Genomic DNA, 17,020 nt, shown 5'->3' on the forward strand with positions numbered 1-17,020 from the left:
CGCTGCTGCTCGGCGTGGGCTGGTGGTGCGGTGGGTGGAGCGGGGTGGGGGCCACGCTGCTGCCGTCGCTGCTGTGCGCGTACGGTGCGGGTGTGGCCGGTGCCGCGCTTCGTGTGGCACGCGTGGCGCGACGCAATCTGCTGGGCCTGTGCAGCGGCCTCGGCCGCGATGCACGCACGCCGGCACTGACCGAGTGGCTGCACGAATGCCTGCAGCAGTTGTCCGGCAAGCCGCTGGATGCACCGCTCACCTTCGCCGACCTGCACGATGCGCCGCGCTATGCCGGCGAGCCGGACAGCCCGCATGCGATCAGCCTGCAGATGATCACCACCTGCGTGTCGCACAACGAGCCGCGCACGCTGCCGCTGGGCGGCGCGCAGTTCTGGTTCCTGCGCGAGGAATTCGAGCAGCTGTTCCCGGCCAGCGTGGTGCAGTGGCTGGTGACGCAGGCCGGCCCGCCGCTGGAGGTGGAAGGGCGGCAGTACTACCACCTGCCGCCGGGCCCGAAGCTGCCGGTGCTGGTGGCCACGCGCATGAGCCTGAGCTTCCCGCTGCTGATCAGCGCGGTGCCGCTGCATGAACCCTCACGCCGCGAACGACGCTGCGAGCCGACCACGCCGGCGGCCGACCCCGAGCACAACGTGGCCGACAGCATGGAAGGGCTGACCAGCGCCGGGCAGGCTTGCGGCCCGGTGATCACCGCCTTCCGCATCTGCTGGTTCTCCGATGGTGGCATCAGCAGCAATTTCCCGATCCATCTGTTCGATGCCGCGTTGCCGCGCTGGCCGACCTTCGCCATCAATCTGGTCTACCCGCAGCACGCCGAAGAGGTGAACCACGGCAGCAGTGGCCGTCAGTCGCTGGAGCACGCGGTGTTCCTGCCCACCGAGAACCGACACGGCTGGCAGCGCACCTACCAGTCGATCGCCACACCGCTGGCGGCCGCCGAGCTGGGCCGCTTCCTGTTCGCGGTGGTGGCGACCATGCAGAACTGGCGCGATCTGCTGCAGGCGCGCGCGCCGGGCTACCGCGACCGCATCGTGCACGTCAGCCTGCAGGGCGACGAAGGCGGCATGAACCTGGACATGCCGCAGGAGGTGCTGACCCGCATCGCCGACAAGGGCAGCCTGGCCGGTGCGCGCTTCTGTTCGTTCTCGTTCGAGAACCACTACTGGATCCGCTGGCGCAACCTGGCCTCGGCCTACCAGCGCTACACGCTGGAAGTGGCACGCACCGATGATCCGGCGCAGCAGGTACTGGCCTACCGCGCGGCGTACGCGATGGTTGCCCGCGGGGAACCGGCACCGCCGTCGTACAAGCTGGGCTCGGAAGACAAGCGGGCGGCCTCGCAGCAGCTGTGGGGGTTGATGGTCGAGCAGGGACGTACCTGGGAAGACCTCGGCCCGGACCTTACCGACGGCGCACCGCGTCCGCTGCCGCAGATGAAGGTGACGCCGATCTACTGAGCCGGTAGTAGATCCACGCCATGCGTGGATGCATTTCGCGCAGGGCCAGAGCGTGCCGACCGTGGGGGGGGGCCCCCTCCCCCCCCCCCCCCNNACGGTCGGCACCCACCATCAGCATCAGCATCACCATCAGCATCAGCATCAGGTTCCAGCACCAGGAGGAAACTGTCGAAGGCGGGCTGGTGTCGGATTGCGGGGTGTCCGCGGCATGGATGCCGGGGGTCACTTCAGGGACGGGTTCACGGCGTCCCCGCAATCCGACACCACCCCGCCATCCCACGGAAAGCCCGCTGTTGCTTTTGAGGTTGCCGGCCAGCGGCCGGCACTACCGCAGGTGCAGGGCGCAGCCCTGCAGAACCCCCTACCGCCCCGGCAACTGCGCGAACGCGCGCTGCATGCAGTCCTCGCGCGGGCACACCCGGCAACCCGGCCCGATCGACACCGAGTTCCCCGGGCTCTGTACATCCAGCCCCAGCGAATACACCAGGCGTTCGGCATGCTGCAGGTCGCAGCCCAACGCCACCGCGAACGTCTTGCGTGGCTGGCCATGGCCCACCGGCCCGCTGCTGACCTGCCGCGCCAGCCAGAAATGACGGCGGCCATCGGGCATGCGCGCGGTCTGGGTGAGGATGCGCCCGGGCTGGTTGAACGCCTCGTAGACGATCCACAGCGGGCACGACCCTCCCACCTGCGAGAAGTGGAAATCGGTGGCCGAATGGCGTTTGGACACGTTGCCGGCACGGTCCACGCGGATGAAGAAGAACGGCAGCCCGGGCGCACTGCGCCGTGCCAGCGTGCTCAGCCGATGGCAGACCGCTTCGAAGCCCACGCCGAACTGGTGCGCCAGCAGCTCGATGTCGTAACTGCTGGTCTCGGCCGCACGCAGGAAACGCATGTACGGCATCACCAACGCACCGGCGAAGTAATTCGACAAGCCAATCCGCGCCTGCGCGATGCGTGCCTCATCGGTAAAGCCAGCGCGCGCCACTACCGCATCGATCTGCGGCAGGTAGCCGTGAAGGGCCAGCTCGGCCGCCATCTGGAACGCCTGCTGGCCGGGCTCCAGGTAATCGGGCAGCCACAGCCGCCGCGCATCGGCATCGTATTGCCGTTTCTCGCGCCCGGCCTGCAGTGCGGCCACTTCCACCAGCACGCCATGGCGGTCGGCCAGCAGCTGGCGCAGCCGCGGTGCCACATGCCCGGGCGACAGCCCCCATTCGGCGAACAGCTGCTCGGCCAGCTCGTCCAGTTCGGGGATGTGGTTGTGCATGCGGTTGAAGAACTCGCGCACCTGGTCACCGGCGGGCAGGGTGCTGCCGGCACCGGGCTCGCCCAGCTGGAACTCCAGCGCGGCGGCATGCTCGCGCAGCGCCAGGTGGCGGCGGTGCAGGTCCAGCAGTGCGCGGCTGACCTGCGGCAGGTTGCCGGCCAGGGCGCGCAGCTCGGTCGCGCTGACTTCGGCCAAGCCGAGGTCGCGCAGGGTCTCGCCCAGGGCTTCCTGCAGGGCAGCGGGCTCATCTTCGTCGAACAGTGAGGAAACATCGCCCAATACCTCGCCCAGCTTCTTCTGCACGGCCGGGGTGAGTGGGCGTTTGTTGCGCTCGATCTGGTTCAGGTAACTGGCCGACAGGCCCAAGGCGCGGGCCAGGTCCACCTGGCTGTAGCCGCGTTGCTCGCGCAGCCGTAGCAAGCGCAGGCCAAGCTGCCGCTGGGTGGCTGAATAATTCACAGAATTAACATGAATCGTCTGGCGTGTTGGCCAGATTAAGCGGATTCAGCCCGGAAATCGAGACGGGTGATGTGAATAATGCCAAGCATCTTTCGCACCCCGTGGGATTGTCGTCATGACTGTTGCAGCGCCCCGTATCCGCATGCTGATCGATGGCCAGTTCGTTGAATCGGCCACCTCCCACTGGCAGGACGTGATCAATCCGGCCACCCAGGACGTGCTGGCCAAAGTGCCGTTCGCCACCACCGGCGAAGTGGACGCCGCCGTCGCCGCCGCCAAGGAAGCCTTCAAGACCTGGCGCAAGACCCCGATCGGTACCCGCGCGCGCATCTTCCTGAAGTACCAGCAGCTGATCCGCGAGAACATGAGCGAGCTGGCCCACATCCTCACCGCCGAACAGGGCAAGACCCTGCCAGACGCCGAAGGCGATGTGTTCCGTGGCCTGGAAGTGGTCGAGCACGCCGCCGCCATCGGCAACCTGCAGCTGGGCGAGCTGGCCAACAACGTGGCCAATGGCGTGGACACCTACACGATCATGCAGCCGCTGGGCGTGTGCGCTGGCATCACCCCGTTCAACTTCCCGGCGATGATCCCGCTGTGGATGTTCCCGATGGCGATTGCAACGGGCAACACCTTCATCCTCAAGCCGTCCGAGCAGGACCCGATGGTCACCATGCGCCTGGTCGAGCTTGCCTTGGAAGCCGGCATTCCGAAGGGCGTGCTGAACGTCGTCCACGGCGGCGAGGAAGTGGTCAACGCGATCTGCGACCACCCGGACATCAAGGCCGTGTCGTTCGTCGGCTCCACCCGCGTCGGTACCCACGTCTACAACCGCGCCTCGCTGGCCGGCAAGCGCGTGCAGTGCATGATGGGCGCCAAGAACCACGCCGTGGTGCTGCCGGACGCCAACAAGGAACAGACCCTCAACGCGATGGTCGGTGCCGCCTTCGGTGCCGCGGGCCAGCGCTGCATGGCCGCCTCCACCCTGGTGCTGGTCGGTGAGGCGCGCAACTGGGTGCAGGACCTGGTCGAAAAGGCCAAGACGTTGAAGGTCAGCGCCGGCACCGTGTCCGGCACCGACGTCGGCCCGGTCATTTCCTGCAGCGCCCGTGAGCGCGTGGAAGGCCTGATCGCCTCGGGCGTGGAGCAGGGCGCCAAGCTGGTACTCGACGGCCGCAAGCCGCAGGTCGATGGTTTCGAGAAGGGCAACTTCGTCGGCCCGACCATCTTTGCCGGTGTCACCACCGACATGCGCATCTACCAGGAAGAAATCTTCGGGCCGGTACTGGTCATCCTCGAAGCGGAAACGTTGGAAGACGCCATCGCGATGGTCAACAGCAACCCGAACGGCAACGGCACCGCACTGTTCACCCAGTCCGGCGCGGCCGCGCGCAAGTTCCAGGAAGACATCGACGTCGGCCAGGTCGGCATCAACGTGCCGATTCCGGTGCCGGTGGCGTGGTTCAGCTTCACGGGTTCGCGCGGTTCCAAGCTGGGCGACCTGGGCCCGAACGGCAAGCAGGCGGTGCAGTTCTGGACACAGACCAAGACGGTCACCGCACGCTGGTCGGCGCACGCCAAGACCGTCAACGCCACGATCTCGATGCGCTAAAAGAGGGGACGCCTTGCTCCTAAGCTTATACGAATAATTCATATAGAAAGGCGTTCTTATTACTTATAATTGGCCCGTCTATCAGGGGCCAATTAATGAACCTCCAGCAATTTCGTTTCGTGCGTGAAACCATCCGGCGCGACTTCAACCTGACCGAAGCCGCCCGGATGCTCTACACGTCGCAGCCCGGCGTTTCCAAGGCCATCATCGAGTTCGAGGACGAGCTGGGAATCAAGATCTTCGAACGCCACGGCAAGCGCATCAAGGGGCTGACCAAGCCGGGTCTTGCCGTGTCGCAGGTGATCGACCGCATCATGCGCGAAGTCGACAACCTGAAGAAAGTCAGCGACGAATTCGCGCGCCGCGATGAAGGCGGCCTGGTCATTGCCTGCACCCACACGCAGGCGCGTTATCTGCTGCCTCGCGTGATTCCCGCTTTCCGCAAGCAATTCCCAAAGGTTCACCTGTCGCTGGCCGAGGGCAGCCCCGCCCAACTGGCCGAAATGGTCCTGCATGAACAGGCGGATCTGGCGCTGGCCACCGAATCGCTGGCGTTGACGCCGGGCCTGGCTACCCTGCCGGTCTATGCGTGGGAACACACCGTGGTGGTGCGGCCCGATCATCCGCTGGCCGAACTGACCTCCAGCGCCGCCAAGCGCCTGTCGCTGGCGCAACTGGCCGAATATCCCATCGTCACCTACGACCGCGCCTTCACCGGCCGCAGCACGATCGATGAGATCTTTGCCAACCAGGGCATTCATCCGGACATCGTGCTTGAAGCCATCGACGCCGACGTGATCAAGACGTATGTGGACGTGGGCCTGGGCATCGGCATCATCGCGGGCGTCGCCTATGACCCGCGCCGTGATTCCAATCTGGTGGGCCTGCCGGTGGGGCACCTGTTCGGCACGCATACGACCCGCGTGGGCGTGAAGGCGGGCGTGTTCCTGCGCGATTACGTCTACACCTTCCTGGAAATGCTGGCGCCGTCGCTGACCCGGGCGGTGGTGACCGATGCGGTGCAGGGCGCGCCGAAATAGCCTTTGCCGGCTGCCGGCGCCTGCCTCGACAACACGCGACGTCCTCACGACGTCGCGTTTTTTTTGCCCGATGCCCTGTGGAAAGCGTGAGACGGCTATCCCTTTCCCTAAGCTCATAAAATAATTAAATAAGAACCGATCTCATTTGGGTTGACGAAAAAATAGGAATCATTATCATTACATCCAGGCTCAACGACCCAGTGAGGTAAATCATGACGGCAGGACTTAGTGCAGTGGTAGTGGGCGCCGACCGCCTCGGCAATATTCCCGATCTGCTCAAAGGACACAACATCTCGATCACGCACCACATCAGCGGGCGCGATCCTTCACATCAGAAGAAGACCCTGCAACTGCCCTCGGGCACGCAACTGGTCATCCTGCTTACCGATTTTCTTGGCCACAACGTCATGAAGACGTTCCGCAACGCCGCGCAGCGCGGTGGCATCCGGGTCGTCGCTTGTCGCCGTTCCGTGTGCAGCATGCAGCAGGCGCTGCAGCAATGCGGCCTGTGCCCGCGCGCCGGTACCGTTCATTGATAGGACGCGTCTTGCCGCGCATCCACGACAAACTGGGGAGGCCGATACGGCCTGCGGACTGAACGCCGCGAAGAGAACAAACAAAAACGCCGCCGGACGAAAGTCTGGCGGCGTTTTGCATTTTGGACGATGGCGGCGGTGGGGCCTGCGTGCGACTATGTTGCCTTGAGTCAGGACGGGGCAGGGCGGTCAGTTTGCCGCGCGAGCCGATGCCATCAGGGTGTTGTCGAGGCGGCGGGCGCCGTTGTAGCGCTTGGACCAGTAGGCCATGGTCATCTTTTCGACACGCACCACGCCGCCGGCGCTGGGGGAATGCACGAAGCGGTCGTCGCCCAGGTAGATGCCAACGTGGGAATAACGGCGGCCCATGGTGTTGAAAAAGACGAGGTCGCCGGCCTGCAGTTCGTTCTTGGCGACGGCAACGCCTTGCTGGGCGATTTCGGCGGCGTTGCGGGGGAGCTTGAGGCCCAGGCCACGTTCGGCCGAGTAAGCGACGAGGCCGCTGCAGTCAAAGCCAGTGTCGGGGGAACTGCCGCCGAAGCGGTAGCGGATGCCCAGATGATTCAGGGCTTCGCTGACCATGCCGTTGTCGGTGCCGACACCCGAATGGGTGCGCTGGCGGTCACGCTTGAATTTCTGGACCACCAGCATGCCGATGGGATCATCGGCGGTGGCAACCCACTCCGTTTCGTAAGGATCGATCTCGGACGTATGGGCGGTTGACTTTTGGCTAGTGCTTGCACAACCCGCCAGACCCGCAAAGCATGCAACCAACGCAAGCATGCGCAGACCGCGCTTTGCAAGGCCAGTGGTTGAATTGAATCGCGCGGGTGTGGAGTGTCGATGCATTCGCCTGGGATGAGTCACTGAACACAGCAAAAACCGCGCATTAGCCGCGGTTGGGGCCGAGATGTCAGCAAATTCAACAATTATGTGCAACTTCGCGGGGATTCTACCAAACTTTTAGTGCCGGTTCGTTACGTATCGGCCCTAAATGTCCATGCAGCGTGGACATCTGGAAGAATTTTTTGACGTGCGGCAAGTCTCGTGCAAGGTTTGCCTACCAGAATGACCGAAATGATTAGACAAAAAATCAATCAGCCTTAAGGCCTATGAACAATACCAGGAGACAGACATGCAAAGAACCCGGGATTTCCACTATCGCTCGGTGAATGACCGCGACGCCTTCTGGCGTGAAGAGGCCACGCGCATCCACTGGGAAACGCCTTTTGACAATGTGCTGGACTTCTCGCGTCCGCCCTTCGCAAAGTGGTTCGTGGGCGGGCACACCAATCTTTGCTACAACGCCGTGGATCGCTGGCTGCCGACACAGGCGGACAAGCCTGCGCTGATCTGGGTGTCCACAGAGGTGGACCGCGAGCAGGTCTACACGCGGCAGGACGTCTTCGAGGAAGTGAACGCGGCCGCCGCCATGCTGCGCGAGTTGGGCGTAGGACGCGGCGACCGGGTGCTGCTCTATATGCCGATGGTGCCGGAAGCCGTGTTCACCATGCTGGCCTGCGCGCGCATCGGGGCAGTGCATTCGGTGGTGTTCGGCGGATTTGCGTCCGTGAACCTCGCGCAGCGCATCGACGATGCCGCGCCCAAGGTGGTGGTGTGTACGGACGGCGGCTCACGGGCCGGCAAGGTCGTGCCGTATAAGCCGCTCCTGGACCGCGCCTTGAGCCTGGCCAAGTCGCCGCCCGCGTCGGTGGTGGTGTTTGATCGTGGTCTGGCGCCGTTCGAGCCTGTAGCGGGACGCGACCTGGATTACGCGACCCTGCGCGAGCGCCACCGCGGCGCGCGGGTGCCCGTCGAGTGGCTCGAATCTTCCGAGCCAAGCTACATCCTTTACACCTCCGGCACCACCGGCCGTCCCAAGGGTGTGCAGCGCGACACCGGCGGCTACGCCGTGGCGCTGGCGTCGTCCATGGAATACCTGTTCGATGGAAAGCCCGGCGACACCTATTTCTGCACCAGCGACATCGGCTGGGTGGTCGGGCATTCCTACATCGTCTACGGACCGCTCATCGGCGGGCAATCGACCATCCTGTACGAGGGAACACCCGTGCGCCCGGACGGCGCGATCCTGTGGAAGCTGGTCGAGCAGTACGGCGTGAATACGCTGTTCTCGGCGCCGACGGCGGTGCGCGTGCTCAAGCGCCAGGATCCCGAACTCTTGCGACGGCACGACCTGTCCACGCTGCGCGCCGTCTATCTGGCCGGTGAACCGCTCGACGAGCCGACGGCGCAATGGATCTCGGAAGGCCTGGGCAAGCCCATCATCGACAACTACTGGCAGACGGAATCCGGCTGGCCGATCCTGTCGGCGCAGCCGGGCGTGGAAAAGGTAGCCACCCGGTTCGGCAGCCCGTCGTTCCCGGTCTATGGTTTTGACGCGCGCATCGTCAGCGAGTCCACCGGCGAAGACCTGGGTCCTGACGAGAAGGGCGTGGTCGCCATCGTGCCGCCGCTGCCGCCCGGCGCCATGTCCACCATCTGGGGCGACGACGCGCGCTTCGTCGAAACCTACTTCACGTCGATCCCTGGCCGGCAGGTGTATTCGACCTTCGACTGGGGGCGGGTGGACGCCGACGGCTACTGGTTCATCCTGGGCCGCACGGACGACGTGATCAACGTGGCGGGCCACCGGTTGGGCACGCGCGAGATCGAGGAATCGGTCAACAGTCACAACGGCATCGCGGAATGCGCGGTGGTGGGCGTGTCCGACCCCCTCAAGGGGCAGGTCGCCATGGCGTTTGCCGTGCTGAAGAATCCGGCCGGCGCCGACACGCCGGAAGCGGCAAAGGCGCTGGAAGCGGATATCATGCGGCTGGTGGAAGAACAGCTTGGGGCGGTGGCAAGGCCGGCCAGGATCCGGTTCGTGGGCGCCCTGCCCAAGACCCGTTCCGGCAAGGTGCTGCGCCGCGCGATCGTCGCGGTATGCGAGTCGCGCGATCCCGGCGACCTGACCACCATGGAAGACCCTAACGCCCTCGAACAGATCAAGGAGTCACTGCAATGAAAACCAAACCCGTGCTGAGCGCCGACGACGTCAAAAAGATCCTGGCCGCGGCCGAAGCACACGCCTTGCAGAACAAATGGGCCGTCACCATCGCCGTGACCGACGATGGCGGCCATCTGCTGGGCATGCTGCGCCTGGACGATGCGGCGCCGATCTCGTCGCACATCGCGCCCGCCAAGGCCAAGACGGCCGCGCTGGGCCGCCGCGAATCGCGCATCTACGAAGAACTGATCAACAATGGCCGCTACTCGTTCCTGTCGGCGCCGCTGATCGAAGGCATGCTCGAGGGCGGCGTGCCGGTCGTCGTTGACGGCCAGGTCGTCGGCGCGGTGGGCGTATCGGGCGTGAAGTCGACCGAAGACGTGCAGATCGCGCAAGCAGGCATCGCCGCGCTGGGCCTATGAGCCAGGCGCTGCCGCCGGAAACGCCGGCTGGCGTTTCCGCGCAGGACACCCGGGGGGCGGACAGCGGTCCGCTGAACCCCGGCGTGAAACGGCGCGAAGTCTGGGCATGGGCCATGTACGACTTCGCGAACTCCGGATACACCACCGTGATCCTCACGGCGGTTTTCAGCACCTATTTCGTCGGCGTCGTCGCTGCGCGCGCCACATGGGCCACGCTCGCGTGGACGTCCGCGCTGTCGCTGTCGTACCTCGTCATCATGCTGACCATGCCCACGCTGGGCGCTCGCGCCGATGCACGGGCCAGCAAGCGGCGGCTGCTCTACACCAGCACGGCCGGCTGCGTGGCGGGCACGCTGGTCCTGACGCAAGCGGGGCCGGGCGACGTCTGGCTGGCGCTGGCCGCCATCGTCGTGTCCAACTACTGCTATTGCGTCGGCGAATCCGTGGTCGCGGCGTTCCTGCCTGAACTGGCCAAGCCGCAGGCGTTGGGCCGCGTCTCGGGTTGGGGATGGAGCTTTGGCTATTTCGGCGGCATGCTGACGCTGGGGTTGTCGCTTGTCGTGGTGACGCTGGCCGAGGGGCGAGGCGAGACCGCCGAGCAGTTCGTGCCCTGGGTCATCGTGGTGACGGCCTCTGTATTTGCGCTGGCCGCGCTGCCGTCGTTCTTCATGCTGCGCGAGCGCGCCAAGCCGCAGCAGGGCAATCCGCCCGCGCTGCACATGCTCAAGCGCCTGGCCTATGCCTGGCGCGAAACGGGCCTGCACTTTCCGGAATTTCGCCGCCTGTTGATGTGCATTGCCTGCTACCAGGCCGGCATCTCGGTCGTGATCACGCTGGCCGCGGTGTATGCCTCGGAAGTCATGGGTTTCACCACGCCGCAGATCATGCTGCTGGTGTTCACCGTGAACATCGGCGCGGCGGCCGGGGCGTTTTCGTTCGGCTACGTGCAGGACCGCATCGGCCACAAGCCGGCGCTGGCCATCACACTGGTCGGATGGATCGTGATGGTGCTGACGGCTTACGCCGCCGTGACCGCGCCGGTGTTCTGGGTGGCGGCGGTGCTGGCCGGCCTGTGCATGGGCACGACGCAGAGCGCGGGCCGCGCCATGACCGGCGCGCTGGCGCCGGCGGGCCGGCTGGCCGAGTTCTATTCGCTATGGACGTTTTCCGTGCAGTTGGCCGCCGTGATCGGCCCGTTGACGTATGGGCTGGTGACGTGGGCCACGGAAGGCAATCATCGCCTGGCCATCCTCGTCACGGGGCTGTTCTTCGTCGGCGGACTGGTCCTGTTGTCGCGGGTGGACATGAAGCGCGGCCTCGCCCGGCAGGCCGCCTGAATGCGGTATACGCCAAGCGGGAAGCGGCTGCTATCCTTATGGACTGCCTTGTGCCGCCGCGTCTCGATGCGGCGGCACATGCTGATTGCTTGGCATTGTTGGCGCGTCGCAGTGCGGCGCGTCGTTGGCTTGTGCATGCTGCCCGGTTGGCGCCTTGTGGCGTCTTCCTGCCCAGATCCGGCGCAGACGCATCGCCTTGGGCCTCGTCAATCTGCAGGCTCCGGCCCGCATTTTGCGTAAGGTGCCCGTAAGAGCGCGGCGATACGGTTGCAGGTGGGTAATAAAAAAGCAGCATAAACAACAGAATCACCGATTGGAGACAAGATCATGTCGAACGCTATTGAGTCCGTACTGGTGGAAAACCGCGTGTTTCCGCCGCCCGAGCGCGCCGCGCAGGGCGCCGCGATTTCCAGCATGGACGCCTACAACGCGCTGTGCGCGCAGGTCGAGAACGACTTCGACGGATTCTGGGCCGGACAGGCCCGCGACAATCTGCAGTGGACCAAGCCCTTCACGCAGGTGCTGGACGAGTCCGATGCCCCGTTCTACCGCTGGTTCGGCGACGGTGAACTGAACGTCTCGGCCAACTGCCTGGACGTCCATCTGACCAACGGCAACGCCGACAAGACCGCCATCATCTTCGAATCCGACGATGGCAAGGTCGATAAGGTCACCTATCGCGAACTGCTGGCGCGCGTGTGCCGCTTCGCCAATGGGCTGGCGGCGCTGGGCTACAAGAAGGGCGATCGCGCCATCATCTACATGCCCATGTCCATCGAAGCGGTGGTCGCCATGCAGGCCTGCGCGCGCCTGGGCGTGACGCACTCGGTGGTGTTCGGCGGTTTCTCGGCCAAGAGCCTGCAGGAACGCATCGTCGACGTGGGCGCATCGCTCATCATCACCGCCGACGAACAGGTGCGCGGCGGCAAGACCATTCCGCTCAAGCCCGCCGTTGAAGAGGCCATCGCGATGGGCGGTTGCGAAGCCGTGACCAAGGTCGTCGTGTACCGCCGCACGGGCGGCAAGGTGCAGTGGAACGAAGGCCGCGATCTCTGGATGCAGGACGTCGAGGCCGGCCAGCCCGATACCTGCGAACCGGTGCCGGTCAACGCCGAACACCCGCTCTTCATCCTGTACACCTCCGGTTCCACGGGCAAGCCCAAGGGCGTGCAGCATTCGTCCGCCGGCTACCTGTTGTGGGCGCTCCTGACCGTCAAGTGGACCTTCGACGCTCGCAAGGACGACGTCTACTGGTGCACGGCCGACGTGGGCTGGGTCACGGGCCACACGTACATCACCTACGGCCCGCTTGCCGCGGGCCTGACGCAGATCGTCTTTGAAGGCGTCCCCACGTTCCCCAACGCCGGCCGCTTCTGGGACATGATCGCGCGCCACAAGGTCACCACTTTCTATACGGCGCCGACCGCGATCCGCTCGCTGATCAAGGCGTCTGAAGCCACGCCCGACGCGCATCCCAAGAACTACGATCTGGACTCGCTGCGCATCATCGGCACCGTGGGCGAACCCATCAATCCCGAAGCCTGGATGTGGTATCACAAGAACGTCGGCCGCGAGCGCTGCCCCATCGTGGATACCTGGTGGCAGACCGAAACCGGCGGGCACATGATCACGCCGCTGCCGGGCGCCACGCCCACCAAGCCGGGCTCGTGCACGCTGCCCCTGCCGGGCATTGCCGCCGCCATCGTCGACGAGACCGGTGGCGACGTGGACAAAGGCAATGGCGGTTTCCTGGTCATCAAGCGTCCGTGGCCCGCCATGATCCGCAATATCTGGGGCGACCCGGAACGCTTCAAGAAGAGCTACTTCCCGTCTGAACTGCGCGGTTATTACCTGGCGGGTGACGGTGCGCAGCGCGACGCCGACGGCTACTTCTGGATCATGGGCCGCATCGACGACGTGCTGAACGTCTCGGGTCACCGCCTGGGCACGATGGAAGTCGAGTCGGCGCTGGTGGCGCACGAAATGGTGGCCGAGGCCGCCGTCGTGGGCCGTCCCGACGACACGACCGGCGAGGCTGTCGTGGCCTTCGTGGTGCTCAAGCGCTCGCGTCCGGAAGGCGAAGAGGCCCAGGCCATCGCCAAGCAGTTGCGCGACTGGGTGGCCCGCGAGATCGGCCCCATCGCCAAGCCCAAGGACATCCGTTTTGGCGACAACCTGCCCAAGACCCGTTCGGGCAAGATCATGCGCCGCCTGCTGCGCGTGGTCGCCAAGGGCGAGGAAGTGACGCAGGACGTGTCCACGCTGGAAAACCCCGCCATCCTGGAGCAGCTCGCCAAGCCGCTGTAAATGCAACCGGCCGGATTACACCGGCCATTTGCAGCGCGACAGGCGCATAATGACGACGCCCGTGCCGGCTTGTAGCGGCACGGGCGTCGTCATTCCTGGATTGCCAAATTTCTTCGCATGGAGCCGCACCCGTGAGCAGCAGTTTCGATCGCGCAGGGCTTGCCCTGATGTTCAGCACCATCCTGGTCTGGGCAGGAAGCTGGATCGCGATGAAGCTGATCGTGCCCTACATCGGCCCGTTCGACTTCGTGGCCCTGCGCTACGTGACGGGCAGCCTGGTGCTTTTCGCACTGGTGATTGCCACGCGCCGGCCGCTGGCGATGCCGCCCTGGAAACTGACCCTCTTGATCGGCCTGACCCAGACGGCGGGCTTTCAGGGCTTCGTACAGACCGCGCTGGTGGACGGGGGCGTGGGCAAGGTGTCCCTCATGGCCTACACCATGCCGTTCTGGGTCGTGCTGTTTGCGTGGTGGTTGCTGGGCGAGCGGCCCACGGCCCGGCACGCGGCCGGCATCGCGCTGGCGGCTGTCGGCCTGATCTGTTTCGTCGAACCCTGGAACGGGCTGGGCGACATCCGCCCCGTGTTGCTGGGCCTGGGCAGCGGCCTGTGCTGGGGCGTGGGCACGGTGCTGTCCAAGCGCATGTTCGACCGCCATGCGCCGGACGTGATGACGTTCACCGCGTGGCAGATGCTGTTCGGCGGCCTGGTCATGGTGCCCGTCGCCTATCTGGTGCCGCAGATGACCGCCCAATGGGGCTGGCCGCTCTGGACCGGCATGACCTACATTGTGCTGATCGCCACCGCAGCGGGCTGGCTGCTGTGGCTGCAGGTCGTGCGCCGGGTGCCCGCGTCGATCGCGGGACTGTCGAGCCTGGGCGTGCCCGTGGTGGCCATGCTGTTGGCATGGGCCATCCTGTCCGAGCGTCCCACGCCCTTCGAGATGGGCGGGATGGTGCTGATCCTGGCTGGCATCTTTGTGGTGAGCCGTGCCGCGCCAGCCGCGCGCGCCGAATGACCTTATCGAATTCCTGTCCTCTCCAATCCCCTGGAAACTTTCATGATTGATCTGCGTAGCGATACCGTCACCCGTCCCGATGCGGCCATGCTGCAGGCGATGGCCAATGCCCCGCTGGGCGATGACGTGATGGGCGACGATCCCACCGTGATCCGCCTGCAAAAGACGTTGGCCGAGCGCACCGGCAAGGCTGCCGGCCTGTTTTTCCCGTCGGGCACGCAAAGCAACCTGGCCGCGCTCATGGCGCATTGCGACCGCGGCGACGAGTACCTTGTCGGTCAGCTTGCGCACACCTACAAGTACGAGGGCGGCGGCGCAGCGGTGCTGGGCAGCATCCAGCCCCAGCCCATCGAACACGCGCCGGATGGATCGTTGCCGCTGGAAAAACTTGCTGCGGCGCTCAAGCCCAAGGGCGATCCGCACTTCGCGCGCACGCGCCTGCTGGCGCTCGAAAACACCTTCCACGGCAAGCTGATTCCGGCCGCGTACATCCAGGCCGCGACGTCCTGGGCGCGCGAGCAGGGTCTTGCCGCGCACCTGGACGGCGCGCGCGTGTTCAACGCGGCCGTCGCGAGCGGCAAACCCGTGGCCGAGCTTTGCCGGCCATTCGACTCGGTGTCCATCTGCTTTTCAAAGGGCTTGGGCGCGCCCGTGGGGTCGGTGCTGGTCGGCAGCGAAGCATTGATCGCCCGCGCGCATCGGTGGCGCAAGATGCTGGGCGGCGGGCTGCGCCAGTCCGGCGTGTTGGCGGCCGCGTGCCTGTACGCGCTGGAGCACAACGTGGAGCGGCTGGCGCAGGACCACGAGAACGCGCGCCTGTTGGCCGAAGGCCTGCGGGGCATTGCCGGCGTCAAGGTGCTGAGCCAGGACACCAACATGGTGTTCGTGGAATTCGAGCCGTCGCGCTGCGATGCGCTGACGGCGGCGTTGGGCAAGGAAGACATCCTGATGCGCGCCGTCTATGGCGGTCCGACGCGTCTGGTCACGCATCTGAACGTGTCGGCCGACGACGTGCGGCGCGTGGTCGAGGCGGTGGGGCGGTTGTTGCGTTGAGCCGCCTCGGCGATCGCAATCGCGCCGTCGCCGCGAGTTCAGCCGTGGCGCGCGCGGCTGTCGGAGGGCGCCTCGTCGCGCTCCTGCATGCCGTAGTCGCGCAGCACCTGGGCCACTCGCAGACGGTAGTTCTGGAACACGCCGCCGCGCCCGGCCTCTTGCGCGCGGCGGTGCGATTCCAGGGAACGCCAGCGCAGCACCGCGGCCTCGTCGCGCCAGAATGACAGCGACAGCAGCTTGCCGGGCGTGGACAGGCTTTGAAAGCGTTCGACGGAGATGAATCCGTCGATGGTGCGCAGCTCGTCGATCAGGCCGGCCGCAATCTCCAGATAGGGGGCGGGGTCGCCATGGGCGGGCTCGACTTCGAATATCACGGCAATCATGGGTTGCTGTCCTCTTGACAATCAAACTAGGGCACGCGCGCGTTGGGGAGCGGGCGATAGTGGAATCGCGTGCCCAGCGCGGCGGGGTCCGCGCCGCCGCGGCATGGGATCCGGCGAGGGTGGGCGGCATGGCGGGTTGGCGGTGACCGATGGTGGATTCGGCCGCCAGTATCCGCCGGCCCCGCAGACAACGATTCGGTGTGAGCCGAACTATGCCTGCGCCGCGTCGCCTTCGGCCAGCAACGCCGCGTAGCCCTGCCGCGAATCGGGCCATTGCAGCGACAGGCCGCTGGCGCGCAGGCGCGCGTTGCTGAGCTTCTTGCTGCCCACGTTGGCGGGCGCAGGCGCCTCGCGCGGCGCCGGGGCGCCGATCATCCGGGCCAGTTCGGCATACAGGACGTGCAAAGGCAGGGGCGTGTCGTCGCAGCCGATGTACACCGGCGCAACCTCTNNAACCTCTGGCAGTAGGGCCAGGTGCACCACCGCGGCGGCCGCGTCGTCGATGTGGATGCGGTTGGCCCAATGCTCGGGCTGCACGGGCGCCCCTGCCGCGCCGCTGCGCAGGCGCTCGATGAGCTGCATTCGGCCCGGCCCGTACAGGCCCGCTAGCCGCAGCGCCGCCGAGGAAACCGGCTGTGCGGCGAGCGCGGCCTCGGCTTCGAGCAGCACTTTCCCATTGAAACCTTGCGGCGCGGGCGGCGTGTCTTCGTCCACCCAGCCGCCGTGATGTTCACCGTACACGGCGCTGGACGAGACGAACACGATGCGCTTCAAGGCGGATCGATCCATCGCTTGCAACACGTTGGCCAGCCCATCCACAAACACGCCGCGGTATGCCTGCGGATCGCGCGCGCCGGGCGAGGGCAGGTGGATAAGCCGCGTGACGCCTCGCGGTAGCGAGGCAAGCGTGTCCGGTCGCGTGATATCGCCCTGCAGCCATTGCACGCCGCTGGCATCGCCGGCGGGCGGATGGCGGCGCAGCGCATGGACCTCGTCGCCGCGCGCCAGAAAGCGCTGCGCCGCGCGCAGGCCCAGGTCACCGCAGCCGATCAGAAGTACGCGTTCGCTCATGTTGTCGCTCCAGGCAGTCGGAAAAAAAGGCGCCCCGCGGG

At 65.8% G+C, this 17,020-nt stretch carries 14 protein-coding genes; 10 read left to right on the forward strand and 4 right to left on the reverse strand.

The genetic code is table 11. From position 1 onward, the window contains the following. Window positions 1-1,466: patatin-like phospholipase family protein (locus B3446_RS11610; RefSeq protein WP_291381139.1), on the forward strand; the 1,466-nt coding region annotated here is incomplete at its 5' end. A gap of 361 nt (window positions 1,467-1,827) precedes the next feature. Here B3446_RS11610 and B3446_RS11615 read toward each other — a convergent pair. Further along, the gene (locus tag B3446_RS11615; protein ID WP_033833498.1) at window positions 1,828-3,195 is read right to left on the reverse strand and encodes a helix-turn-helix domain-containing protein; all 1,368 of its coding nucleotides are present in this window, start codon (window positions 3,193-3,195) and stop codon (window positions 1,828-1,830) included. Between the two features lie 115 nt (window positions 3,196-3,310). Here B3446_RS11615 and B3446_RS11620 point away from each other — a divergent pair, with 115 nt between their 5' ends. The 3 genes from B3446_RS11620 to B3446_RS11630 all read left to right on the forward strand — a co-directional run bounded on the left by B3446_RS11620 (window position 3,311) and on the right by B3446_RS11630 (window position 6,383). Next, on the forward strand, window positions 3,311-4,807 hold the full coding sequence (locus B3446_RS11620) for a CoA-acylating methylmalonate-semialdehyde dehydrogenase (RefSeq protein ID WP_291381146.1): 1,497 nt from the start codon (window positions 3,311-3,313) through the stop codon (window positions 4,805-4,807). A 95-nt stretch (window positions 4,808-4,902) separates the two neighbouring features. Next, window positions 4,903-5,847, forward strand: coding sequence for a CysB family HTH-type transcriptional regulator (locus tag B3446_RS11625; protein WP_008161940.1), 945 nt, complete (start codon window positions 4,903-4,905; stop codon window positions 5,845-5,847). Between the two features lie 212 nt (window positions 5,848-6,059). Then, a complete protein-coding gene (locus B3446_RS11630) occupies window positions 6,060-6,383 on the forward strand; it encodes a DUF2325 domain-containing protein (RefSeq protein ID WP_035212827.1) in 324 nt (107 codons plus the stop codon). A 189-nt stretch (window positions 6,384-6,572) separates the two neighbouring features. On the opposite strand, the gene B3446_RS11635 is transcribed toward B3446_RS11630, so the two are convergent. Further along, window positions 6,573-7,232, reverse strand: coding sequence for a C40 family peptidase (locus B3446_RS11635; protein WP_291381155.1), 660 nt, complete (start codon window positions 7,230-7,232; stop codon window positions 6,573-6,575). 247 nt (window positions 7,233-7,479) lie between these two features. Here B3446_RS11635 and B3446_RS11640 point away from each other — a divergent pair, with 247 nt between their 5' ends. From B3446_RS11640 to ltaE, 6 genes are all read left to right on the forward strand, one after another. After that, a complete protein-coding gene (locus tag B3446_RS11640; protein WP_224776775.1) occupies window positions 7,480-9,408 on the forward strand; it encodes a propionate--CoA ligase in 1,929 nt (642 codons plus the stop codon). Then, entirely contained in the window at window positions 9,405-9,812 is a 408-nt protein-coding gene (locus B3446_RS11645; RefSeq protein ID WP_056567970.1) for a heme-binding protein, read from the forward strand. Before B3446_RS11640 ends, B3446_RS11645 begins: the two co-directional genes overlap by 4 nt. Continuing rightward, complete coding sequence (locus tag B3446_RS11650) at window positions 9,809-11,149, forward strand: MFS transporter (RefSeq protein ID WP_191576733.1); 1,341 nt, start codon at window positions 9,809-9,811, stop codon at window positions 11,147-11,149. Before B3446_RS11645 ends, B3446_RS11650 begins: the two co-directional genes overlap by 4 nt. 327 nt (window positions 11,150-11,476) lie before the next feature. Next, window positions 11,477-13,456: an acetate--CoA ligase gene (gene acs, locus B3446_RS11655; RefSeq protein WP_175122928.1), complete on the forward strand. Its 1,980-nt coding sequence runs from the start codon at window positions 11,477-11,479 to the stop codon at window positions 13,454-13,456. A gap of 167 nt (window positions 13,457-13,623) precedes the next feature. Continuing rightward, window positions 13,624-14,472 (forward strand): DMT family transporter, encoded by an 849-nt coding sequence (locus B3446_RS11660; RefSeq protein ID WP_291381191.1) that lies wholly within the window; start codon window positions 13,624-13,626, stop codon window positions 14,470-14,472. A 42-nt stretch (window positions 14,473-14,514) separates the two neighbouring features. Next, window positions 14,515-15,525 carry a low-specificity L-threonine aldolase gene (gene ltaE, locus B3446_RS11665; protein WP_291381159.1) on the forward strand — a complete coding sequence of 337 codons (1,011 nt, stop codon included), beginning with the start codon at window positions 14,515-14,517 and terminating at the stop codon, window positions 15,523-15,525. A gap of 38 nt (window positions 15,526-15,563) precedes the next feature. On the opposite strand, the gene B3446_RS11670 is transcribed toward ltaE, so the two are convergent. Together B3446_RS11670 and B3446_RS11675 are read right to left on the reverse strand one after the other, a co-directional pair. Beyond that, complete coding sequence (locus tag B3446_RS11670) at window positions 15,564-15,908, reverse strand: antibiotic biosynthesis monooxygenase family protein (protein ID WP_175122926.1); 345 nt, start codon at window positions 15,906-15,908, stop codon at window positions 15,564-15,566. A 210-nt stretch (window positions 15,909-16,118) separates the two neighbouring features. Then, complete coding sequence (locus B3446_RS11675) at window positions 16,119-16,979, reverse strand: NAD-dependent epimerase/dehydratase family protein (protein ID WP_291381162.1); 861 nt, start codon at window positions 16,977-16,979, stop codon at window positions 16,119-16,121. Between the last annotated feature and the right edge of the window lie 41 nt (window positions 16,980-17,020).

It is taken from the genome of Achromobacter sp. UBA5777 (assembly GCF_002418565.1).
In the GTDB taxonomy this organism is placed as follows: domain Bacteria; phylum Pseudomonadota; class Gammaproteobacteria; order Burkholderiales; family Burkholderiaceae_B; genus Achromobacter; species Achromobacter animicus.

Coding starts and splice junctions, on each gene's coding strand:
- B3446_RS11620 (WP_291381146.1), top strand. CDS start 3,311: ATGACTGTTGCAGCGCCCCGTATCCGCATGCTGATCGATGGCCAGTTC.
- B3446_RS11625 (WP_008161940.1), top strand. CDS start 4,903: ATGAACCTCCAGCAATTTCGTTTCGTGCGTGAAACCATCCGGCGCGAC.
- B3446_RS11630 (WP_035212827.1), top strand. CDS start 6,060: ATGACGGCAGGACTTAGTGCAGTGGTAGTGGGCGCCGACCGCCTCGGC.
- B3446_RS11635 (WP_291381155.1), bottom strand. CDS start 7,232: ATGCATCGACACTCCACACCCGCGCGATTCAATTCAACCACTGGCCTT.
- B3446_RS11645 (WP_056567970.1), top strand. CDS start 9,405: ATGAAAACCAAACCCGTGCTGAGCGCCGACGACGTCAAAAAGATCCTG.
- B3446_RS11650 (WP_191576733.1), top strand. CDS start 9,809: ATGAGCCAGGCGCTGCCGCCGGAAACGCCGGCTGGCGTTTCCGCGCAG.
- acs (WP_175122928.1), top strand. CDS start 11,477: ATGTCGAACGCTATTGAGTCCGTACTGGTGGAAAACCGCGTGTTTCCG.
- B3446_RS11660 (WP_291381191.1), top strand. CDS start 13,624: ATGTTCAGCACCATCCTGGTCTGGGCAGGAAGCTGGATCGCGATGAAG.
- ltaE (WP_291381159.1), top strand. CDS start 14,515: ATGATTGATCTGCGTAGCGATACCGTCACCCGTCCCGATGCGGCCATG.
- B3446_RS11670 (WP_175122926.1), bottom strand. CDS start 15,908: ATGATTGCCGTGATATTCGAAGTCGAGCCCGCCCATGGCGACCCCGCC.